The organism is Arcobacter denitrificans (SeqCode) (assembly GCF_048571185.1).
GTDB classification, from domain to species: domain Bacteria; phylum Campylobacterota; class Campylobacteria; order Campylobacterales; family Arcobacteraceae; genus Arcobacter; species Arcobacter denitrificans.
The window spans coordinates 1,991,378-2,008,045 of sequence record NZ_CP182350.1; the positions used below are offsets into that span (position 1 = coordinate 1,991,378).

19 protein-coding genes are annotated in these 16,668 nt (G+C 27.8%); 13 read left to right on the forward strand and 6 right to left on the reverse strand.

Going from position 1 to position 16,668, the window contains the following annotated elements:
* Positions 1-54 precede the first annotated feature (54 nt).
* From ACNI28_RS10025 to ACNI28_RS10040, 4 genes are read right to left on the reverse strand one after another with little or no spacing between them, the layout of a single operon-like run.
* Positions 55-960, reverse strand: coding sequence for a VWA domain-containing protein (locus tag ACNI28_RS10025; RefSeq protein ID WP_419764111.1), 906 nt, complete (start codon positions 958-960; stop codon positions 55-57).
* Positions 953-1,336 (reverse strand): hypothetical protein, encoded by a 384-nt coding sequence (locus tag ACNI28_RS10030; protein WP_419764112.1) that lies wholly within the window; start codon positions 1,334-1,336, stop codon positions 953-955. The genes ACNI28_RS10025 and ACNI28_RS10030 overlap by 8 nt, the downstream gene beginning before the upstream one ends.
* Positions 1,333-2,169, reverse strand: a complete 837-nt coding sequence (locus tag ACNI28_RS10035; protein ID WP_419764113.1) for a DUF58 domain-containing protein — start codon at positions 2,167-2,169, stop codon at positions 1,333-1,335. Before ACNI28_RS10035 ends, ACNI28_RS10030 begins: the two co-directional genes overlap by 4 nt.
* A gap of 3 nt (positions 2,170-2,172) precedes the next feature.
* Positions 2,173-3,126 carry an AAA family ATPase gene (locus ACNI28_RS10040; protein ID WP_419764114.1) on the reverse strand — a complete coding sequence of 318 codons (954 nt, stop codon included), beginning with the start codon at positions 3,124-3,126 and terminating at the stop codon, positions 2,173-2,175.
* Between the two features lie 204 nt (positions 3,127-3,330).
* On the opposite strand from ACNI28_RS10040, the gene rpsB reads away from it, so the two are divergent.
* The 5 genes from rpsB to gmk all read left to right on the forward strand — a co-directional run bounded on the left by rpsB (position 3,331) and on the right by gmk (position 7,328).
* Entirely contained in the window at positions 3,331-4,146 is an 816-nt protein-coding gene (gene rpsB / locus ACNI28_RS10045; RefSeq protein ID WP_419764115.1) for a 30S ribosomal protein S2, read from the forward strand.
* Position 4,147: 1 nt separating this feature from the next.
* Positions 4,148-5,194: a translation elongation factor Ts gene (gene tsf / locus ACNI28_RS10050; RefSeq protein ID WP_419764116.1), complete on the forward strand. Its 1,047-nt coding sequence runs from the start codon at positions 4,148-4,150 to the stop codon at positions 5,192-5,194.
* Positions 5,195-5,258: 64 nt separating this feature from the next.
* Positions 5,259-5,912 (forward strand): ABC transporter ATP-binding protein, encoded by a 654-nt coding sequence (locus ACNI28_RS10055; RefSeq protein WP_419764117.1) that lies wholly within the window; start codon positions 5,259-5,261, stop codon positions 5,910-5,912.
* A complete protein-coding gene (locus ACNI28_RS10060; protein ID WP_419764118.1) occupies positions 5,909-6,706 on the forward strand; it encodes a hypothetical protein in 798 nt (265 codons plus the stop codon). Before ACNI28_RS10055 ends, ACNI28_RS10060 begins: the two co-directional genes overlap by 4 nt.
* Positions 6,707-6,713: 7 nt before the next feature.
* A complete protein-coding gene (gmk, locus tag ACNI28_RS10065) occupies positions 6,714-7,328 on the forward strand; it encodes a guanylate kinase (protein ID WP_419766466.1) in 615 nt (204 codons plus the stop codon).
* On the opposite strand, the gene ACNI28_RS10070 is transcribed toward gmk, so the two are convergent.
* Complete coding sequence (locus ACNI28_RS10070; protein WP_419764119.1) at positions 7,325-8,944, reverse strand: two-component system response regulator; 1,620 nt, start codon at positions 8,942-8,944, stop codon at positions 7,325-7,327. The genes gmk and ACNI28_RS10070 overlap by 4 nt on opposite strands.
* A 98-nt stretch (positions 8,945-9,042) precedes the next feature.
* On the opposite strand from ACNI28_RS10070, the gene ACNI28_RS10075 reads away from it, so the two are divergent.
* Positions 9,043-11,481 carry a heavy metal translocating P-type ATPase gene (locus tag ACNI28_RS10075; RefSeq protein WP_419764120.1) on the forward strand — a complete coding sequence of 813 codons (2,439 nt, stop codon included), beginning with the start codon at positions 9,043-9,045 and terminating at the stop codon, positions 11,479-11,481.
* Positions 11,482-11,706 carry a cbb3-type cytochrome oxidase assembly protein CcoS gene (ccoS, locus tag ACNI28_RS10080; protein WP_419764121.1) on the forward strand — a complete coding sequence of 75 codons (225 nt, stop codon included), beginning with the start codon at positions 11,482-11,484 and terminating at the stop codon, positions 11,704-11,706. It begins immediately after the preceding gene.
* Positions 11,707-11,735: 29 nt separating this feature from the next.
* Here ccoS and ACNI28_RS10085 read toward each other — a convergent pair whose 3' ends face one another.
* On the reverse strand, positions 11,736-12,014 hold the full coding sequence (locus ACNI28_RS10085) for a c-type cytochrome (protein ID WP_419764122.1): 279 nt from the start codon (positions 12,012-12,014) through the stop codon (positions 11,736-11,738).
* A 142-nt stretch (positions 12,015-12,156) separates the two neighbouring features.
* On the opposite strand from ACNI28_RS10085, the gene ACNI28_RS10090 reads away from it, so the two are divergent.
* From ACNI28_RS10090 to ACNI28_RS10115, 6 genes are read left to right on the forward strand one after another with little or no spacing between them, the layout of a single operon-like run.
* Entirely contained in the window at positions 12,157-12,756 is a 600-nt protein-coding gene (locus ACNI28_RS10090) for an ATP-binding cassette domain-containing protein (RefSeq protein ID WP_419764123.1), read from the forward strand.
* The gene (gene hemH, locus ACNI28_RS10095) at positions 12,749-13,684 is read left to right on the forward strand and encodes a ferrochelatase (protein WP_419764124.1); all 936 of its coding nucleotides are present in this window, start codon (positions 12,749-12,751) and stop codon (positions 13,682-13,684) included. The genes ACNI28_RS10090 and hemH overlap by 8 nt, the downstream gene beginning before the upstream one ends.
* Positions 13,685-13,686: 2 nt before the next feature.
* Positions 13,687-14,232, forward strand: a complete 546-nt coding sequence (gene amrA, locus ACNI28_RS10100) for an AmmeMemoRadiSam system protein A (RefSeq protein ID WP_419764125.1) — start codon at positions 13,687-13,689, stop codon at positions 14,230-14,232.
* Positions 14,229-15,026, forward strand: coding sequence for an AmmeMemoRadiSam system protein B (amrB, locus tag ACNI28_RS10105; RefSeq protein WP_419764126.1), 798 nt, complete (start codon positions 14,229-14,231; stop codon positions 15,024-15,026). Before amrA ends, amrB begins: the two co-directional genes overlap by 4 nt.
* Positions 15,016-15,723, forward strand: a complete 708-nt coding sequence (locus ACNI28_RS10110; RefSeq protein WP_419764127.1) for a YdcF family protein — start codon at positions 15,016-15,018, stop codon at positions 15,721-15,723. Before amrB ends, ACNI28_RS10110 begins: the two co-directional genes overlap by 11 nt.
* Before the next feature lie 48 nt (positions 15,724-15,771).
* Positions 15,772-16,611, forward strand: a complete 840-nt coding sequence (locus ACNI28_RS10115; protein ID WP_419764128.1) for a CvfB family protein — start codon at positions 15,772-15,774, stop codon at positions 16,609-16,611.
* Positions 16,612-16,668 lie beyond the last annotated feature (57 nt).

The window sequence follows — 16,668 nt, forward strand, 5'->3', positions numbered from 1 at the left end:
TATCTTCTTTTTCAAGTTTTTATTATTATAAGCTAAATTGTTTTAAAATTCAAGTTAATCTTTGTTTTTTAGGTAAATATAGAAAATTAAAAATATTATTCCCATAAATAGCGGGTAAAAAAACAAATACTCTTTTAAGAGTAAAACATTATCATCTATATCTGACTTTTCTAATTTATTTATAGTATCATAAACTTCAATTAAATCTTCTTTTGAATTTGCAACAAATGATTTTGCATCTGTTTGTTGAGAAATGAAATTTAAAATTTGTCTGTTTGATTCACCTATGCCAATGGTATATATTTTTATATTGTATTTTATTGCAAGTTTATTAACAATCTGTAGTGGAATTCTACTTGCAGTATCAACACCATCTGTTAGTAAAATTATAATATTTGATTTTGCTTTTTTATTTTTTAATATATTTATAGAACTAGCAAGAGAATCAAACATAGCAGTTTGTTCTCCCACTATTCCAATATCTATGTACTTAATTATCTCTTTTTGTGAGTTTTTATCAAAACTAAGAGGTGATGCTGTTAATACTGAACTTCCAAATACTACAAGTCCAATGTTATCATTAATTCGTTGTTCAATAAAGTCTTGTACAACATTATTTACTACATTCCATCTATTTTGATTTATATTAGCTTTATTAAAGCCTCGCTCTCTCATAGAACCACTTGTATCTAAGTTCAAAATTATATTAATACCATCTTTTTTTAAAAGTTGTCTATCTAAGATTTTCATTGGTGAAGCAAGGGCAATTAAAGAAAAAACAATAACTAAATACTTAATAATATAAATTAGGGTGTTTTTATTTGAAGATGATGTTTTAAATATTTTAAGATGCACAAAATAGTATGATGGATTTTGTGCCTTGCAATAAATATCACAAAAAATAAATAAAAATATTAGAGCTAAAAGCCAAGGGTATTCAAAACTAAAATTCTCAAACATCTACATTTTCCATAAAAAGTTCATATTTTTGATATATATTTTTATCAAACTTTTCTACATCTTTTTTGTATTTATATGCTTCTAACTCACTTATCAATTCTTCTGCCAATTTAATTTCTCTATCACTCTTTGCAAGTTTTTTAACATATTTTGTTATTTCATAAGCTGAATTTTTTGTATTATTTAAATCTAGATTTTGGAGTGCTTTATAATATCTTTTTCTAGGATTATTTCTATTTTTGAAATACTTATATAATAAATATATAAGAGAAAATATAAGAATTAAAGAAATTACTATTAAAAGTAAAAAAAGATAAAAAGATATATCAGGAATACTTTCTAAACCTTTTATTCCATTTATTTTTAATTCATTCATTTGCTCACCAAACTTACAATTTTTGAAATAGCTTCTTCATGGGTATATATTTTAGTAAACTTTACATTACATTTTTGAAGATGATTTAGTAAAGCATGATCATTCTTTTTGATAAATGCTTTGTAATTATTAATAGAAGATTTATCAATAACCCCATCAAACTTAAGACCACTATTTGTATCAACTAAGCTACTATTTCCTAGTTCTTGTGGATTTTCTTCAAATATATCTCTAACAATGATTACAAATACCTCATGTCTTTTTGATAAGACTCTTAAATCTAGATTTGATATCTCTATAAAATCTCCTATTAAAAATAGTATAGATTTCATTTTTATTAATTTAAATAAATCATCATGTAGATGTTTATAATTAATTGATTTTCCTAAAGGATTATAATCAAATACTCTTTGAGACATATTTGCAACGCTTGCTAGCTTTTTACTTTTTTTTGTAATATTTTCAAAAGTATCATTTATAACAAATGAAGAGAATGGATCTCCTTGTTTGATACTTGAATATCCTAAGATTGAGCAAATTTCAGTTACTAACTCTTGCTTTGATTTTTTTGTTCCAAAAATCATACTTCCACTTAGTAATGGAAGTATATTAATATTGAGCTCTTTTTGTGCATGGAAAACTTTTACATAAGGAGTATTCATTTTAGCACTTATAGTCCAATCAATATTTTTAATATCCTCTCCAAATTCATACTCTCTTAATTCTAAAAAATCATAACCTTCACCTTTTTGGCTTGAACTGTTATTTCCAGAGATTTCTGTAAAGACTTGTTTTTTTGTTTTGATTAAAATCTTTTTTAAATTTTTATTCATTATTTATGGAATATCTACTTTTTGAAGTACTTTTTGTAATATATAATCACTACTTATATCCATAGCCTGTGCTTCATAGGATAAAACAATTCTATGTCTTACTATATCTTTAAATACTAAGGCAATATCTATAGGAGTAACGTGGTTATTACCTCTTATGAAAGCTTTTGCTTTACTAGCTTTAAACATATCTATTGTTGCCCTTGGACTTGCTCCAAATTGAATATAATCTTTAATATCATCTAAACCATGTTTTTCAGGTTCTCTTGTAGCAAAAATAAGATTTACAATATATTGCTCTAACTCTTCATCTATATGAACATCAACAACTTCTTTTTTTAGATTTTCTAAATCTTCATTGCTAGCTACTACGTTTGGAGTTTCAAAAGAGTTCAGAGTTACCTTTTTTGCTATTTCAAACTCTTGTTCTTTTGAATTATAATCAAGTAAAATCTTAAACATAAATCTATCAAGTTGAGCTTCAGGTAACTCATAAGCACCTTGAGATTCGATTGGATTTTGTGTTGCCAGTACTAAAAATGGCAAATCCAAAGAATAAGTTTCATCAGCAATAGTTATTTGTTTTTCTTGCATAACTTCTAAAAGTGCAGATTGAACTTTTGCAGGGGCTCTATTTATCTCATCTGCTAAAAGAAGATTTGTAAAAATAGGACCTTTTTTTATGCTAAATTCTGCTGTTTTCATATTAAATATTTGAGCACCAATAATATCTGATGGAATCAAGTCAGGTGTAAATTGAACTCTTTTGAAATTTAGGCTCAAGCACTTTGATAAGGCTTTTACAGCCGTTGTTTTAGCAAGTCCTGGAACACCTTCAAGTAAAACATGTCCATCACATAAAAGAGCAATTAATAGAGCATCTATCATGTTCTCTTGACCAATAATAGATTTTGATAACTCTTTTTTTATTTCATTGACTTTTTCTAAATAATCCATTTAAAATTTCCTTTTTAAATCATAGGAAGATTTTATCGAAAATCATTTAATAAAATATTAAAGGTAACTTAGATAAAATCACGGTTCTATTTTATAGAAACCTCACATGTGTCAATCCTGGTCTGGGTTGTGACAAGTTAATTTTAACTTGACATTAAGGGACACAGAGGCTAAACCCAAATAAACATAAAACAAGGAAAAAATATGGTTACAATGAAAGACCTATTAGAATGTGGTGTACACTTCGGACACCAAACAAGAAGATGGAATCCAAAAATGAAAAAATATATTTTTGGTGTAAGAAAGAATATCTATATCATAGATTTACAAAAAACGTTAAGATACTTCAGATATACATATACTCTTATTAGAGATGCTGCTGCTGAAGGTCAAACAATGATGTTTGTTGGTACTAAAAAACAAGCTAGTCAAGCGGTTAAAGATGCTGCTATCTCTTGTGGTATGCCTTACGTTAATCATAGATGGTTAGGTGGGATGTTAACAAACTACGGAACAATTAAAAAATCAATTAGAAAATTAGAAATTATTAAAAAAATGAGAGAAGAAGGTCAACTAGATCTTTTAACTAAAAAAGAAGCATTAATGCTTTCAAGAAAAGAAGCAAAATTAGAATTATACCTAGGTGGTATAAAAGAAATGAATAAAATCCCTGATATGATGTTTGTACTTGATGCAGTTAAAGAAAAAATTGCTATTCAAGAAGCAAGAAGATTAGGAATTACTGTTGTTGCTCCTTTAGATACTAACTGTGATCCAGATGTAGTTGATTGGCCAATTCCAGGTAATGATGATGCAATCAGATCAATTCAATTATTTTGTAAAGAAATGGCTGCTGCAATGAACGAAGGTAAAGCTGCATATGCAGAAGCTAACGGTGAAGTTGCAGAAGTAGAAGAAGAAGTATCTACTGAAGAAGTAGCTGAAGTTGTTGCAGAAGCAGTTGCTGAAGGTGAAACTGAAGTTGAAACAGAAGCAGTAGAAACAACAAAGGAAGCATAAGATGGCTGGCGCAACTCCTAAATTAATTAAAGAATTAAGAGAAAAATCTGGTGCAGGAATGCTTGATTGTAAAAATGCATTGAATGAGTGTGATGGAAACATTGATGAAGCAATGAAATATTTAAGAGAATCTGGATTAGCAAAAGCTGCTAAAAAAGCTGGAAATGTAGCAGCTGAAGGGTTAATTACTATTTTAGTAAATGATGACTCTACTAAAGCTACTATGACAGAAATCAATTCTCAAACTGACTTTGTTGCTAAAAATGACCAATTTATTGGTTTAACAAATGAAGTTACTGCTCATGTACAAGCAGAAGGTTGTTCACAAAAAGAAGAACTATTAAAAACTACTATCAATGGTGTAAACTTTGAAGAGTATTTAAATGGTAAAATTGCAACAATTGGTGAAAATATTGTAACTAGAAAAATGGTAACAATTTCTTCTGATAATGGTGTTGTAAATGGTTATGTTCACTTAGGAAAAGTAGGGGTTGTATTAGCTGCTACTTGTGCTGATGGAGCAAAAGAAAAAACTAAAGAATTATTAAAAAAAGTTGCTATGCATGCAGCTTCAATGAAACCAACAGTTATCTCTTATAAAGATTTAGATGCTGACTTTATTGAATCTGAAAACAAAGCAATTATCGCTGATATTGAAAAGTTAAATGAAGAGCTTGTAAGACTTGGTAAACCTTTAAAAAGAATTCCTGAGTTTGTTTCAAGAGGTCAATTAACTGATGAAGCTTTAGTTAAAGCTGAAGAAGATATGAAAGCTGAGTTAAAAGCTTCTGGTAAACCTGAAAAAATCTGGGATAAAATTATTCCAGGTCAATTAGCTAGATTTGTAGAAGACAATACTCAATTAGATAAAACATATGCACTATTATCTCAATCTTACGTTATGGATGATTCAATGACAGTTGAGCAAGCTATTAAAGCTTGTGATGAGTCAATTGAAATCGTTGAGTATGTTAGATTTGAACTTGGTGAAGGTGTTGAGAAAAAAGAAGAAGATTTTGCAGCAGAAGTTGCTGCACAAATGGCTTAATAAATATTATTAAGAAATTAATAAAAAGAGGTTTTTACCTCTTTTTATTTAAGACTGGAGAAAAATGAACGACCAGCCTATACTACATGCTAAAAATATCTCTCATAAGTTTGATTATGAACTTTTTAATAATATAAACCTCACGTTAAATAAAAAAGAATCAATTGCAATTATTGGAAAAAGTGGAAGTGGAAAGTCTACTTTACTAAACATTATCTCATCTTTATTAAAACCAAATATAGGTGAAGTAATTTTTGATAATAAAAATATTTATACAATAAAAAATAAAAACCTTTTAAAGATAAGAAGAGGAGATTTTGGTATAATATTTCAAGCACATTATCTTTTTAGAGGATTTACTGCTAGTGAAAATTTGCAAATTGCACAATTTTTAAGTAATGAAACTATAGATGATAAGCTTTTAGAAAAGCTAGGTATAAGTCATGTTTTACATCAAGGTATTGGTGAATTAAGTGGTGGTCAACAGCAAAGATTATCTATTGCTAGGGTTTTAACAAAAAAACCAAAAATAATTTTTGCTGATGAACCAACAGGAAATTTAGATAAAGATACTGCACATGATGTGATGAATACCTTATTTGAATATATAAAGTCTAATGATGCTGGATTAGTTCTTGTTACACATGAAGAAGATATTGCTTTTAAATGTGACAAAGTTTATAAACTAGTCGATTTGGAATTACAGGAGATTAAGTGACATTACTGTTGATTACAAAAACTAATATGGTAGTTAAAATTTTTGATTTAATATGTACTAAATTGGAGATAAAACTGTTTGTACAAGATAATACTAGCATTAGCAAAAATTATGATTTTATAGTTGTTGACCAAGATTTGGTTGATGAAAAGTTTAATATTATTAAACAAATGTCATCAAAAATTGGTGCAATTTCAAATGAAGAACTTCCCTTTGATAAATCAAGAGACTTTTTAATTTCAAGACCATTTTTACCTCATGATTTATATACTATTTTATTAGAACAAATAGAAAATGTAAAAGAAGAAGCAAAACAAGAACGAGATAGTAAAAATAAGTTTTCTCATGAAGATGACGAAATTGAAGGAATCTCAGACTATATTGAGACCTTGGCCGATGATATTGCTTATGATATTGAAGATGAGGGTGATGAAAGTATTATTTCAATTGCTGCATTAAAAAATGGTGGCATCTTAGATAAAAGTGAATTAGGAAAAATCAATTCTATATTAAATGATGATAATTTACAAGAGAGATTTCAAAAAGAGTTTGTAGATGAATCTGAGATGAGTGAAACAGACTGGAAAGATCTTTCACAAATTATTGATGATGCTTTAGGTGAAGTGAGTGAGTATGAATTTGATTTAAATAACAATGAGCCATATGAGCTTATACTAAATAAATATAATATAGATGAATTAAGACCGCTACTGACAAAATGCAATCAATCAATAATTGATAGGTTGTCGCAAGGTAATGTTATTGATTTAAGATTATCATTGAACAAAGGCTAATAAATTGATAAATGAAAAAAAAGGTGCTATTTTAATAATCTCAGGACCTAGTGGATGTGGAAAATCAACACTTTTAAAAGAGGTCTACAAAGACATAGATGATTATTACTTTTCTATTTCTACAACAACAAGAGCTCCAAGAGTTGGAGAAACAGATGGAATTGATTACTTTTTTGCTAAAAAAGAAGATTTTTTAGAAGATATTGAAGCTGGACATTTTTTAGAGTGGGCAGAAGTACATGGAAATTATTATGGAACATCTTTAAAACCTATTAAAAAAGCTTTAGAAAAAGGAAAACTTGTAATTTTTGATATTGATGTACAAGGGCATGAGATTGTAAGAAAAAAACTCAATGATATAACTACTTCTGTTTTTATTACAACACCCTCATTAAATGAATTGAAAATGAGATTACAAAACAGAAATACTGATAGTGATGATATTATTGATAATAGAGTTGAAAATGCAAAATATGAGATAAAGTATTTCCAAAAATATGATTACTTTATAGTAAATGATGACTTAGATACAGCAAGTAAACAGCTTGTAGGAATTGCAAATGTTACTAGAATCAAAAGTAAACTTTTTGATTCTAAGTTATATGAGAGTTGGATAGGTTAGATTTTATCTTTAGCCTCTGGCTTCCCAAAATGGTAACCTTGGCAGTAATCAATATCTAACCCTTTGATTCTTTCGTAAATCTCTTCTGATGAGACAAATTCAGCCACAGTTTTAAATCCAAATTTTCTAGAGAAATCTGCTATTGTTTCTACAATAATTTGTTGGTTTTTAGAGGTGTCAATTTTTTTAATAAGTGAACCATCAATCTTAACAAAATCAATATTTAAGTTTGTAAGCATGTTAAAGTTTGAATATCCAGCCCCAAAATCATCAACTCCAACACTACAACCTAAAGATTTAACTTTATCTATAAATGTTGTAACAGTATCAAAGTTATTTATCTCTTCAGACTCTAAAATCTCAAACTCTAAAAGGTGAGTATAGTCTTTATTTTCTTCTAATGTATCATAAATCTTTTTAGTTGTTTTATTATTTGTTATATCATCAAAAGAGATATTAACTGCAACTCTTTTACCTTGTTCTTTTATTAGTCCAATTGCTTCTAGAAGCATAATCTCTATGATATAAGAGTATAGTTTAGCTTTTTTTGCAATATCTAAAAATTTAATTGGAGCAATTACTTCACCTTGTTCATTTATGTATCTAATTAGTGCTTCATATTTATATATTTCTTGAGTTTTTGTATCAACTATTGGTTGATAAAAAGCCACAAAAAGGCCCTCTTTTAAACCTTTTTTTACCTCTTTTACCCATTTGATATTATCTTCAAAAGATTCTTGAATATTAAAAGAGTTATCATAAACTAAAATTTGTTCAAATCTTTTTCTAGCATAGTTAATAACACGCTCTGTATATTTGTAAGCTAACTTGTTATCAGCACATGCAATACCAATAGTTACATTTAAATCTATCTCATTTTCTTCAATAAAAATAGCATTTTCTTCTATATGATTTGCAAATTTTTCACAAAGTGCTTCAAAATCTTTTATATCCATAGCATAATCTTTTGCCACAACTGCAAACTTATCTGATTCTATTCTATAAACTCTATACTCTTCTGATGCGAAAAATTGTTTTATTATCATAGAAAATTCTATAAGAAGTTTATTACCATTATCTTCACCAAAAAGGTCATTTATAGTTGAAAACTTATCGATATTGATAAGTGCCATCAAATCTTGGGCTGTTAATTCTAAATCTTTTTTTAGTTTGTTTCTGTTTGGAAGTCTTGTTAGTTTATCAATATATAAATCTTTTAATTCATGATATAAAAGTGATTGACTCATTACTTGTAAAAGTTTTTTCATATCTATTGGTTTTAAGATATATTTATCAACTCCAATATCAATAGCTTCAAGTAAATACTCAGTATTTGAGAAAGCTGTTGCCACAATAATTGGAATATTTGAATTTATTTTTTTAATCTCTTTAATCATGTCTAGACCATTCATTTGTGGCATATTAACATCTGTAATTATTAAATCGATTTCTTCCTCATGTTCTTTAAAAAGCTCTAGCCCCTCAAGTCCATTTTCTGCAACATACTGTTTATTTGTAAAACCCTTTAAAATATTTAGAGTAATATCTCTAAGAGATTTTTCATCTTCAGCATATAGTATTGTAATATTTTTCAAAATTGAAATATTATTAATCATTAATCAAAACTCCAAAAATTATAGGATATAATGTAAATTATATTATATCTAAATAGTAGCATAAAAAAATTTAAAATATAGATATTAGGAATGTTTGGGTGCCAAAAGTAAAATGTAATCACTGTCATTTAGAGTTTGATGAAAGTGTTATGATTAAAGAACAAACTCTAAATTTTTGTTGCAAGGGGTGTCAGGGTGTATATAATCTTTTACAAGATGAAAACCTTGACTCTTTTTATGACAAACTTGGAAATAAAACAATACAACCTCCTATTGAAGCAAGTAGTGATTTAAATAAATTTGATACTCAAAGTTTTGAAAAAATATATGTATCTTCAAATGATGATGGATATAAAGAGGTTGATTTAATTATTGAAGGAATTCATTGTGCTGCTTGTATTTGGCTAAATGAAAAAGTTTTATTTAATACTGATGGTATAATCGATGCTAATATTAATTTTACTAATAATAAAGCAAAAATTATTTGGGATAGTGAAAAAATTGCTCTTTCAAAGATAATTGAAAAAATTAGAAGTATAGGTTATAACGCTTTTGCTTATAACTCTAAAATTGCTGATGAAAAAGCATCTCAAGCAAAAAGAGATTACTTTATAAGAATGATGGTTGCTGTATTTGCAACAATGAATATAATGATGCTTTCTGTTGCAAAATATACGGGTTTTTTTACTGGAATTACTCCTGAAGTTAAGCATCTTATTCATATAGGAGAGTTTATATTATCAACTCCTGTGTTGTTTTATAGTGGATGGATTTTTTACAGGGGCGCTTATTATGGCTTGAAAAACCGTATATTAAATATGGATTTTTTAGTTAGTTCAGGGGCAAGCTTCACCTATATTTATTCTCTTTTTATACTTTTTGGGGCAAAAGGCGAGAGTTATTTTGACTCTGTTAGTATGATTATTACTTTTGTGTTAGTTGGAAAGTACCTTGAAGTAATTGGTAAAAAATCAGCTGTAGATACTTTAGATACAATAAAAAGTCAAATACCCCTTGAGGCTACAGTTATAAAAGATGGCAAAAGAGTTGAAGTATCTGTTGAAGATATATCTCTTGGAGATATTGTTGAACTAAAAACTGGTGATAAAGCATCTGTAGATGGTGTAATAGTAAGTGGTGAAAGCTCTTTTGATGAATCATCTATTTCAGGAGAATCAATACCTATTTATAAAAAAATAGATGATGTTGTTTTATCAGGTACATTAAACCAAGACTCTTTAGTGCAGTACAGAGTTAGCAAAACTTTTAAAGACTCTACTTTGAACTCTATTGTTACCCTTTTAGAAGACTCCCTTGCTTCAAAACCAAAGATAGAACATAAAGCAAATGAGATATCAAAAGGATTTTCTGTTGCGATTTTGAGTTTATCTATTCTCACCTTTTTAGTTTGGTATTTTTTAGGAATAGACTTAGGCTTTGACTATGATGGAGTTAATCACTTTGAAAAATCATTTATAGTAGCTATTTCTGTTATTGTTATTGCTTGTCCTTGTGCCTTAGCCCTTGCAACTCCCATAGCAAGTTTAATTGGAATCTCTGAATTAGCAAAAAAAGGTCTTCTTTTTAAAGAAGCAAAATTTATAGAAGAGTTAGCAAGAGCTACAAAACTTGTAGTTGATAAAACAGGAACTATAACAAACGGCAAGTTATCTGTAGTAAAAGCTAGAGTTATGGATGATAATATTCATAAATTAAATTTACTCTATTCATTGTTAGATAGTTCATCCCATCCAATTAGCATCTCTATAAAAGAGTATTTAGAAAAAAATTATAAAAATTTAACTCTAAAAAACCTAGAAGAGATTAAAACTTTACAAGCTAAAGGAATGCTTGCAAAGTATAAAAATGTAGATGACAAAGAGTTTGAAATAATTGGTGGAAATCAAAAACTCATGGAAGAGTTTGCAATAAGATACAAATTTGATTCTAACAACTCTGTATATTTATTTGCTATAAATAAAAAAGTTATAGCAACTTTTGAATTAAAAGATGAGATAAAAGAGTATGCAAGTGAATTTGTATCAAATAGCATAAAAAATGGTATTGATGTAATAATGTTAACTGGAGATAATGAAAATGTAGCTAAGCAGGTTGCCAAAAAAGTTGGAATTAAAAGTGTAGTAGCAAATATAAATCCAATACAAAAAGCCCAATATGTAAATAAACTAAAAAGTGAAGGTCATACAGTGGTTATGGCTGGGGATGGAGTAAATGATTCTGTAGCACTTAGTAGTGCAAATGTTTCAGTTGCAATGGGAAATGGCGCAGATATATCTATTGCTGTATCAGATATTGTATTGTTAAATAACTCTTTAAAGAGCTTAAATGAAGCCTTTGTAATCTCACGAAAGACCTATAAGTTTATTAAACAAAATTTATCAATATCTTTAATATATAATTTAGTTACAATTCCCCTAGCAATGGCAGGATTTGTAATACCATTAGTTGCAGCATTATCTATGAGTTTAAGTTCACTATTAGTTGTTGCAAATTCACTTAGAATAAAAGGAAAATAGATGATAGAAGATACGCTTTTTATGATGTTAATTGTTGGACTAATAGTTGCATTTGCAATTTTAGGAATGTTTATATGGGGTGCAAAAACAGGTCAATTTGATGATAGTCATAAAATGATGGATGGCTTACTTTTTGATTCACAAGATGATTTAAATGATGCCATTAATAGAGAAAATAAAAAAGAGTCGCAAAAAGAAGAAAAAAAAAGTAAGCCAAAAAATTGACTTACTTTTAAGAAGCTATAACCAAATGATTATAATTTAGAGATTTCTTCTGACATAGCTTTGATTTCAGCAGGAGAAAGTCTAGCAACTTGACCTTTCATAACACCTTTCATAGCTCCACCGTAAGAACCGTCTTTATAACCTTTAAGAGCAGTTTCAATTTTTGCAGCATCCCAACCTTTTACGATTTGAGATTTACCTAAAGCAGCTTTCTCAAAATTTGCACCATGACATCCTTTACATGCAGCAATATTTGCAGCCATTAGTGAAGCAGCAGCAATTAACGTTCCTAAAACAATTTTTTTCATTTGTTCTCCTTATAATTTGAGGCTTTATTTTACCTAGAAATTCTTTTTTTTAGCTTAGATTAATCCATTATTTAATATAGAGATAATTTTGTATAAAGTCTAGTTGTTATATAGTTAAGAAATAAATTATTTTGGGTAGAAAATGGATAATGATAGCTTTGTTCTTCAAATAAAAGAGCTAAACTTTGGATATAAAAAAGATAAATTAATATATGAAAACTTTTCTTTAGATTTAAAAAAATCAGAAATTAAAGCAATAGTAGGTTCAAGTGGAAGTGGTAAAAGTACACTGTTTGAACTTATAACTAATAATCTAAAACCTCTAAAAGGAGAGATTAACTCTTCTAAAATAGCTTCCATATACCAAGACCCTTATAGCTCTTTTCACCCTACATACCCTATACTTGAACAAATAAATGATGTTATTTTAGATCTTGATATTCTTGAATTAAAAGATTTATTAAAACAGTTAAATTTAGAGTATGATTTAATTGAGAAAAAGCCCCATGAATTAAGTGGAGGACAACTACAAAGGTGTTCAATACTTCGAGCACTTCTTATGAAACCTGAACTTTTATTGGTGGATGAAGCAACATCTGCTTTGGATAATATAATTGCCCTTGATGTTATGAAGTTAATCTTGAAATTTTTGCCTAATTATGGAATACTTTTAATAACCCATGATTTACACTTGGCAGCTTGGTGTAGTGATGAAATTATAAAATTGGAAAGTGATGAATAATGACAATAAAAAAGCCTTAGTTCTTTTGAATATGGGTGGTCCCAGAGATAAAGATGAACTAGAGATGTTTTTACGTAATATGTTTAATGATAAAAACATCATAACAGTAAAAAGTGATATCTTAAGATCTTTTATAGCCTCTATGATTGTATTAACCAGAAAAAACTCTGCTTGGCAAAACTATGAGGCTATTGGTGGATGTTCTCCTTTAAATAAATTAACAGAAGATTTGGTATCTAAATTAAATACAAGGCTTGAAGAGTATGAAGTTTTTCAAGTTATGCGATACACACCACCTTTTGCTCCAAAGTGTATACAGCAACTAAAGCAAAAAAACATAAAAGATGTAGTTCTTCTTCCTTTGTATCCTCAATATTCAACTACAACTACCAAGTCATCTTTAGAAGATTTTATGGAAATTGCAAAAGATGAGTTTAATATAAAAGTAATAAATCCTTTTTATAAAAATGAAAAGTATAATGATAAAATTACAGATGATATAATCAATAGTATAGAAGATTCAAAATCATATAATCTTATATTTTCAGCACATGGCTTACCTCAAAAAATAGTTGATGCAGGTGACCCATATGAAAAACAAGTAAATGAACATGTAAAAATATTATCACAGATATTAAAACAAAAAGCAATAGAATTTGAATCAATCTCTTTAGCATATCAATCAAAAGTTGGTCCAATGAAATGGTTAACCCCCTCTTTAGAGGATAGATTAAGTGAACTAAAAGAGAAAGATGTACTTATATATCCAATTGCATTTATAGTAGATAATTCAGAAACTATGTTTGAACTTCATCTTGAGTATGAAGAGATTGCAAAAGAAATTGGGGTAAAAGATTATAAAGTTGTAAGTTGTGTAAATGATAGTGATGAGTTTATAGAGGTAATAAAAGATTTGATAAAGGGGTAATAATGTCTAATTCTATACTTTTAAAGATTGCAAAGGATGCAATTGAAGAAGAACTTTACAATAAATCAAAAATAGATAGGGTTGATTTGGAAGCTAGTTTTGATTTTTTAAATGAGCAAAGAGCCTGTTTTGTAACACTTAAACTAGAAGATAGACTTAGAGGTTGTATTGGCTCATTATTACCTGATAAAAAATTAATAGATGACGTGATAGCAAATGCTCAAAATGCAGCTTTTAGAGACTTTAGGTTTCAACCTTTATCTAAAAAAGAGTTTGAAAAAGTAGAAGTTGAAATCTCACTTTTAACTATTCCTAAGATGGTGATATATGATTCAATTGATGAATTAAAAGAAAAAATTAGACCAAATATCGATGGAGTGATTTTAAAGCAAGAACAAAATAAAGCAACCTTTTTACCACAAGTTTGGGATGAATTACCAAATTTTGATGATTTTTTTGAAAATCTAAGTTTGAAAGCTGGATTGGACATAGGTTCCCTTACTCATTTTCCTGAAATCTTTACCTATCAAGTTGAAAAGGTAAAATGATAAAAAACAAGATGAATTATTCTGGAAGTTTTTATCCAGATAAAAAAGATGAACTTTTAAGATATTTTGAATTTTTTAGTCAAAATCAACAAAATATAAATTTAGATATAAAGCCAAGGGCAATAATTGTACCCCATGCAGGATATATATACTCAGGTATGGTAGCAAATATTGCATATAGTAAAATAAAAGATTTAAAAGTAAAAAGAGTAATAGTAATAGGACCTTCTCACAGACACTTTTTAACTGGTGCCTCAGTTAGTCTCTTTGATAGCTATGAGACTCCTTTAGGTGATATAGATATTGATAAAGAGTTTGGATTAGATTTAATCAAAAAGTATGATTGTTTACATTTTGATGAAAATGCCCATATGGAACACTCAACAGAGACACAAATCCCTTTTATAAAAAACTATTTGGATACTAAAGTTTTAGAGATAGTTTATGGAAAACTTGATTATAAAGAGTTATCTAAAATCTTATCAAACCTTTTTAAAGATAAAGATAATTTTATAATAATAAGTACTGATTTAAGTCATTTTTACTCTTTAGAAGAAGCAAATATTTTAGACCAAACTTGCATAGATGCCATAAAAAACAAAGATTTAATAAAAATAGATGAGGGCTGTGAAGCTTGTGGAATGGTAGGAGTGAAAGCTTTACTTAAATCATCAAAAGAGCTTAATTTTGAAATAGGTTTTTTAGATTATAAAACAAGTTTTGAAGTTACAAAAGATAAATCAAGTGTAGTGGGATACACGTCATTTTTGCTAGGAGAGAGTGTTGGCATTTAGTTTAAAGAAGTTTATATCATTTTTTTTGGAACCTTTTACTTTTGGTTTCTTGATATTATTGTTAGCATTTATTTTTTTATTTTTTAATAGTTACAAAAAAGCTAAAGTATTTTTATTTATAGGATTGATGTATTTTTTTTTAGTTTCAAGTTCAATATTTTCAAATCTTTTAATGTCACCTTTGGAAAACAAATATAAAAATCAAGAAGATATTGATATATCTAAAATAGAGTATATTTTACTACTTGGTGGAGATTTTAAAGCTAGATTTGATGAAGTAGTTAAATTAAGCAAAGAAATACAAGATGCAAAAATAATTACATCAGGATATGAAGGAAGTAGAATCATACCTGAAGCTATAGAAGCAAGAGATAGATTAATAAGTTATGGAATAACAAATAATAGAATAATAATACAAGAAAAACCAAAAGATACCATAGAAGAGGCAATATCCATAAAAAAACTTTTAAAAGATAAACCCTTTATTTTAGTAACAAGTGCTTCCCATATGCCAAGGGCAATGGAGATATTTAAACAACAAGGATTAAATCCAATTGCAATGCCAACTGCTTTTACTATAAAAGAAAATAGACCTAACAGTTATTTGAGTATTGGGAATATAAAGAAAGTTCATATGGCCGTACATGAATATTTAGGTCTTATTTGGTTTAAAATAAAAACAACTTTAAATAAGTGACTTTATTTAGATATACTTACAAAAATCAAAAGAAACGGAATAACTAACTTGAATGAAAAAATTGAATTAGGAGTAATTAATACCCTAAAAGTTAATAGATTAACAGAACCTGGAATATACTTAGAAGCCCTTGATGAAGAGGTAGTTTTATTACCAAATGCATATATTAGAAGTGATATGCAAATAGGTTCATTAGTTGATGTATTTATTTATACAGACTCAGAAGATAGACTTGTTGCAACTACCCTTAAGCCATATGCTATGAAAAATGAGTTTGCTTGTTTAGAAGTTGTTGATACTGCAAGGTTTGGTGCTTTTGTTGATATTGGTCTACCAAAAGATTTACTTGTACCAATCAATAAACAAACTTCAACATACAATGTAGGTGCTAGAAAAGTTCTAAGAGTTATAGAAGATGAAAAAACACAAAGATTAATAGCAACAGAAAAATTTACTCAATATTTATTAAAAGATATAAAAGATTTAGAGAAAAATAATGAGGTAATGATTCTATTATATTCTAAAACGCCTTTGGGCTTTAAGGTTATTGTAAATAATTTATATGATGGAATGATCTTCCATACAGAAATCTTTGAAAATATAAACGTTGGTGATATAAAAAAAGCTTACATTAAAAATATAAGAGATGATGGAAAACTTGATTTATCATTGCAAAAAATTGGACAAAAAAAGTCTGGTGACAACTCCCAAAGAGTTTTAGAGATTTTAAAACAAAACAGTGGTAAACTTGACTTTACCTATAAAAGTGATGCTGAAGATATTAAAAATGTATTTGCAATGAGTAAAAAAGCCTTTAAATCAGCACTTACAAAACTAATATCAGAAGAAAAAATTATATTAGAAGATAGTTGTATAAAAGTTAAATAATTTAGAAAACTATAGTTGTAATATCTAATTAAGATAATTTTTATCCTATTTAATTAT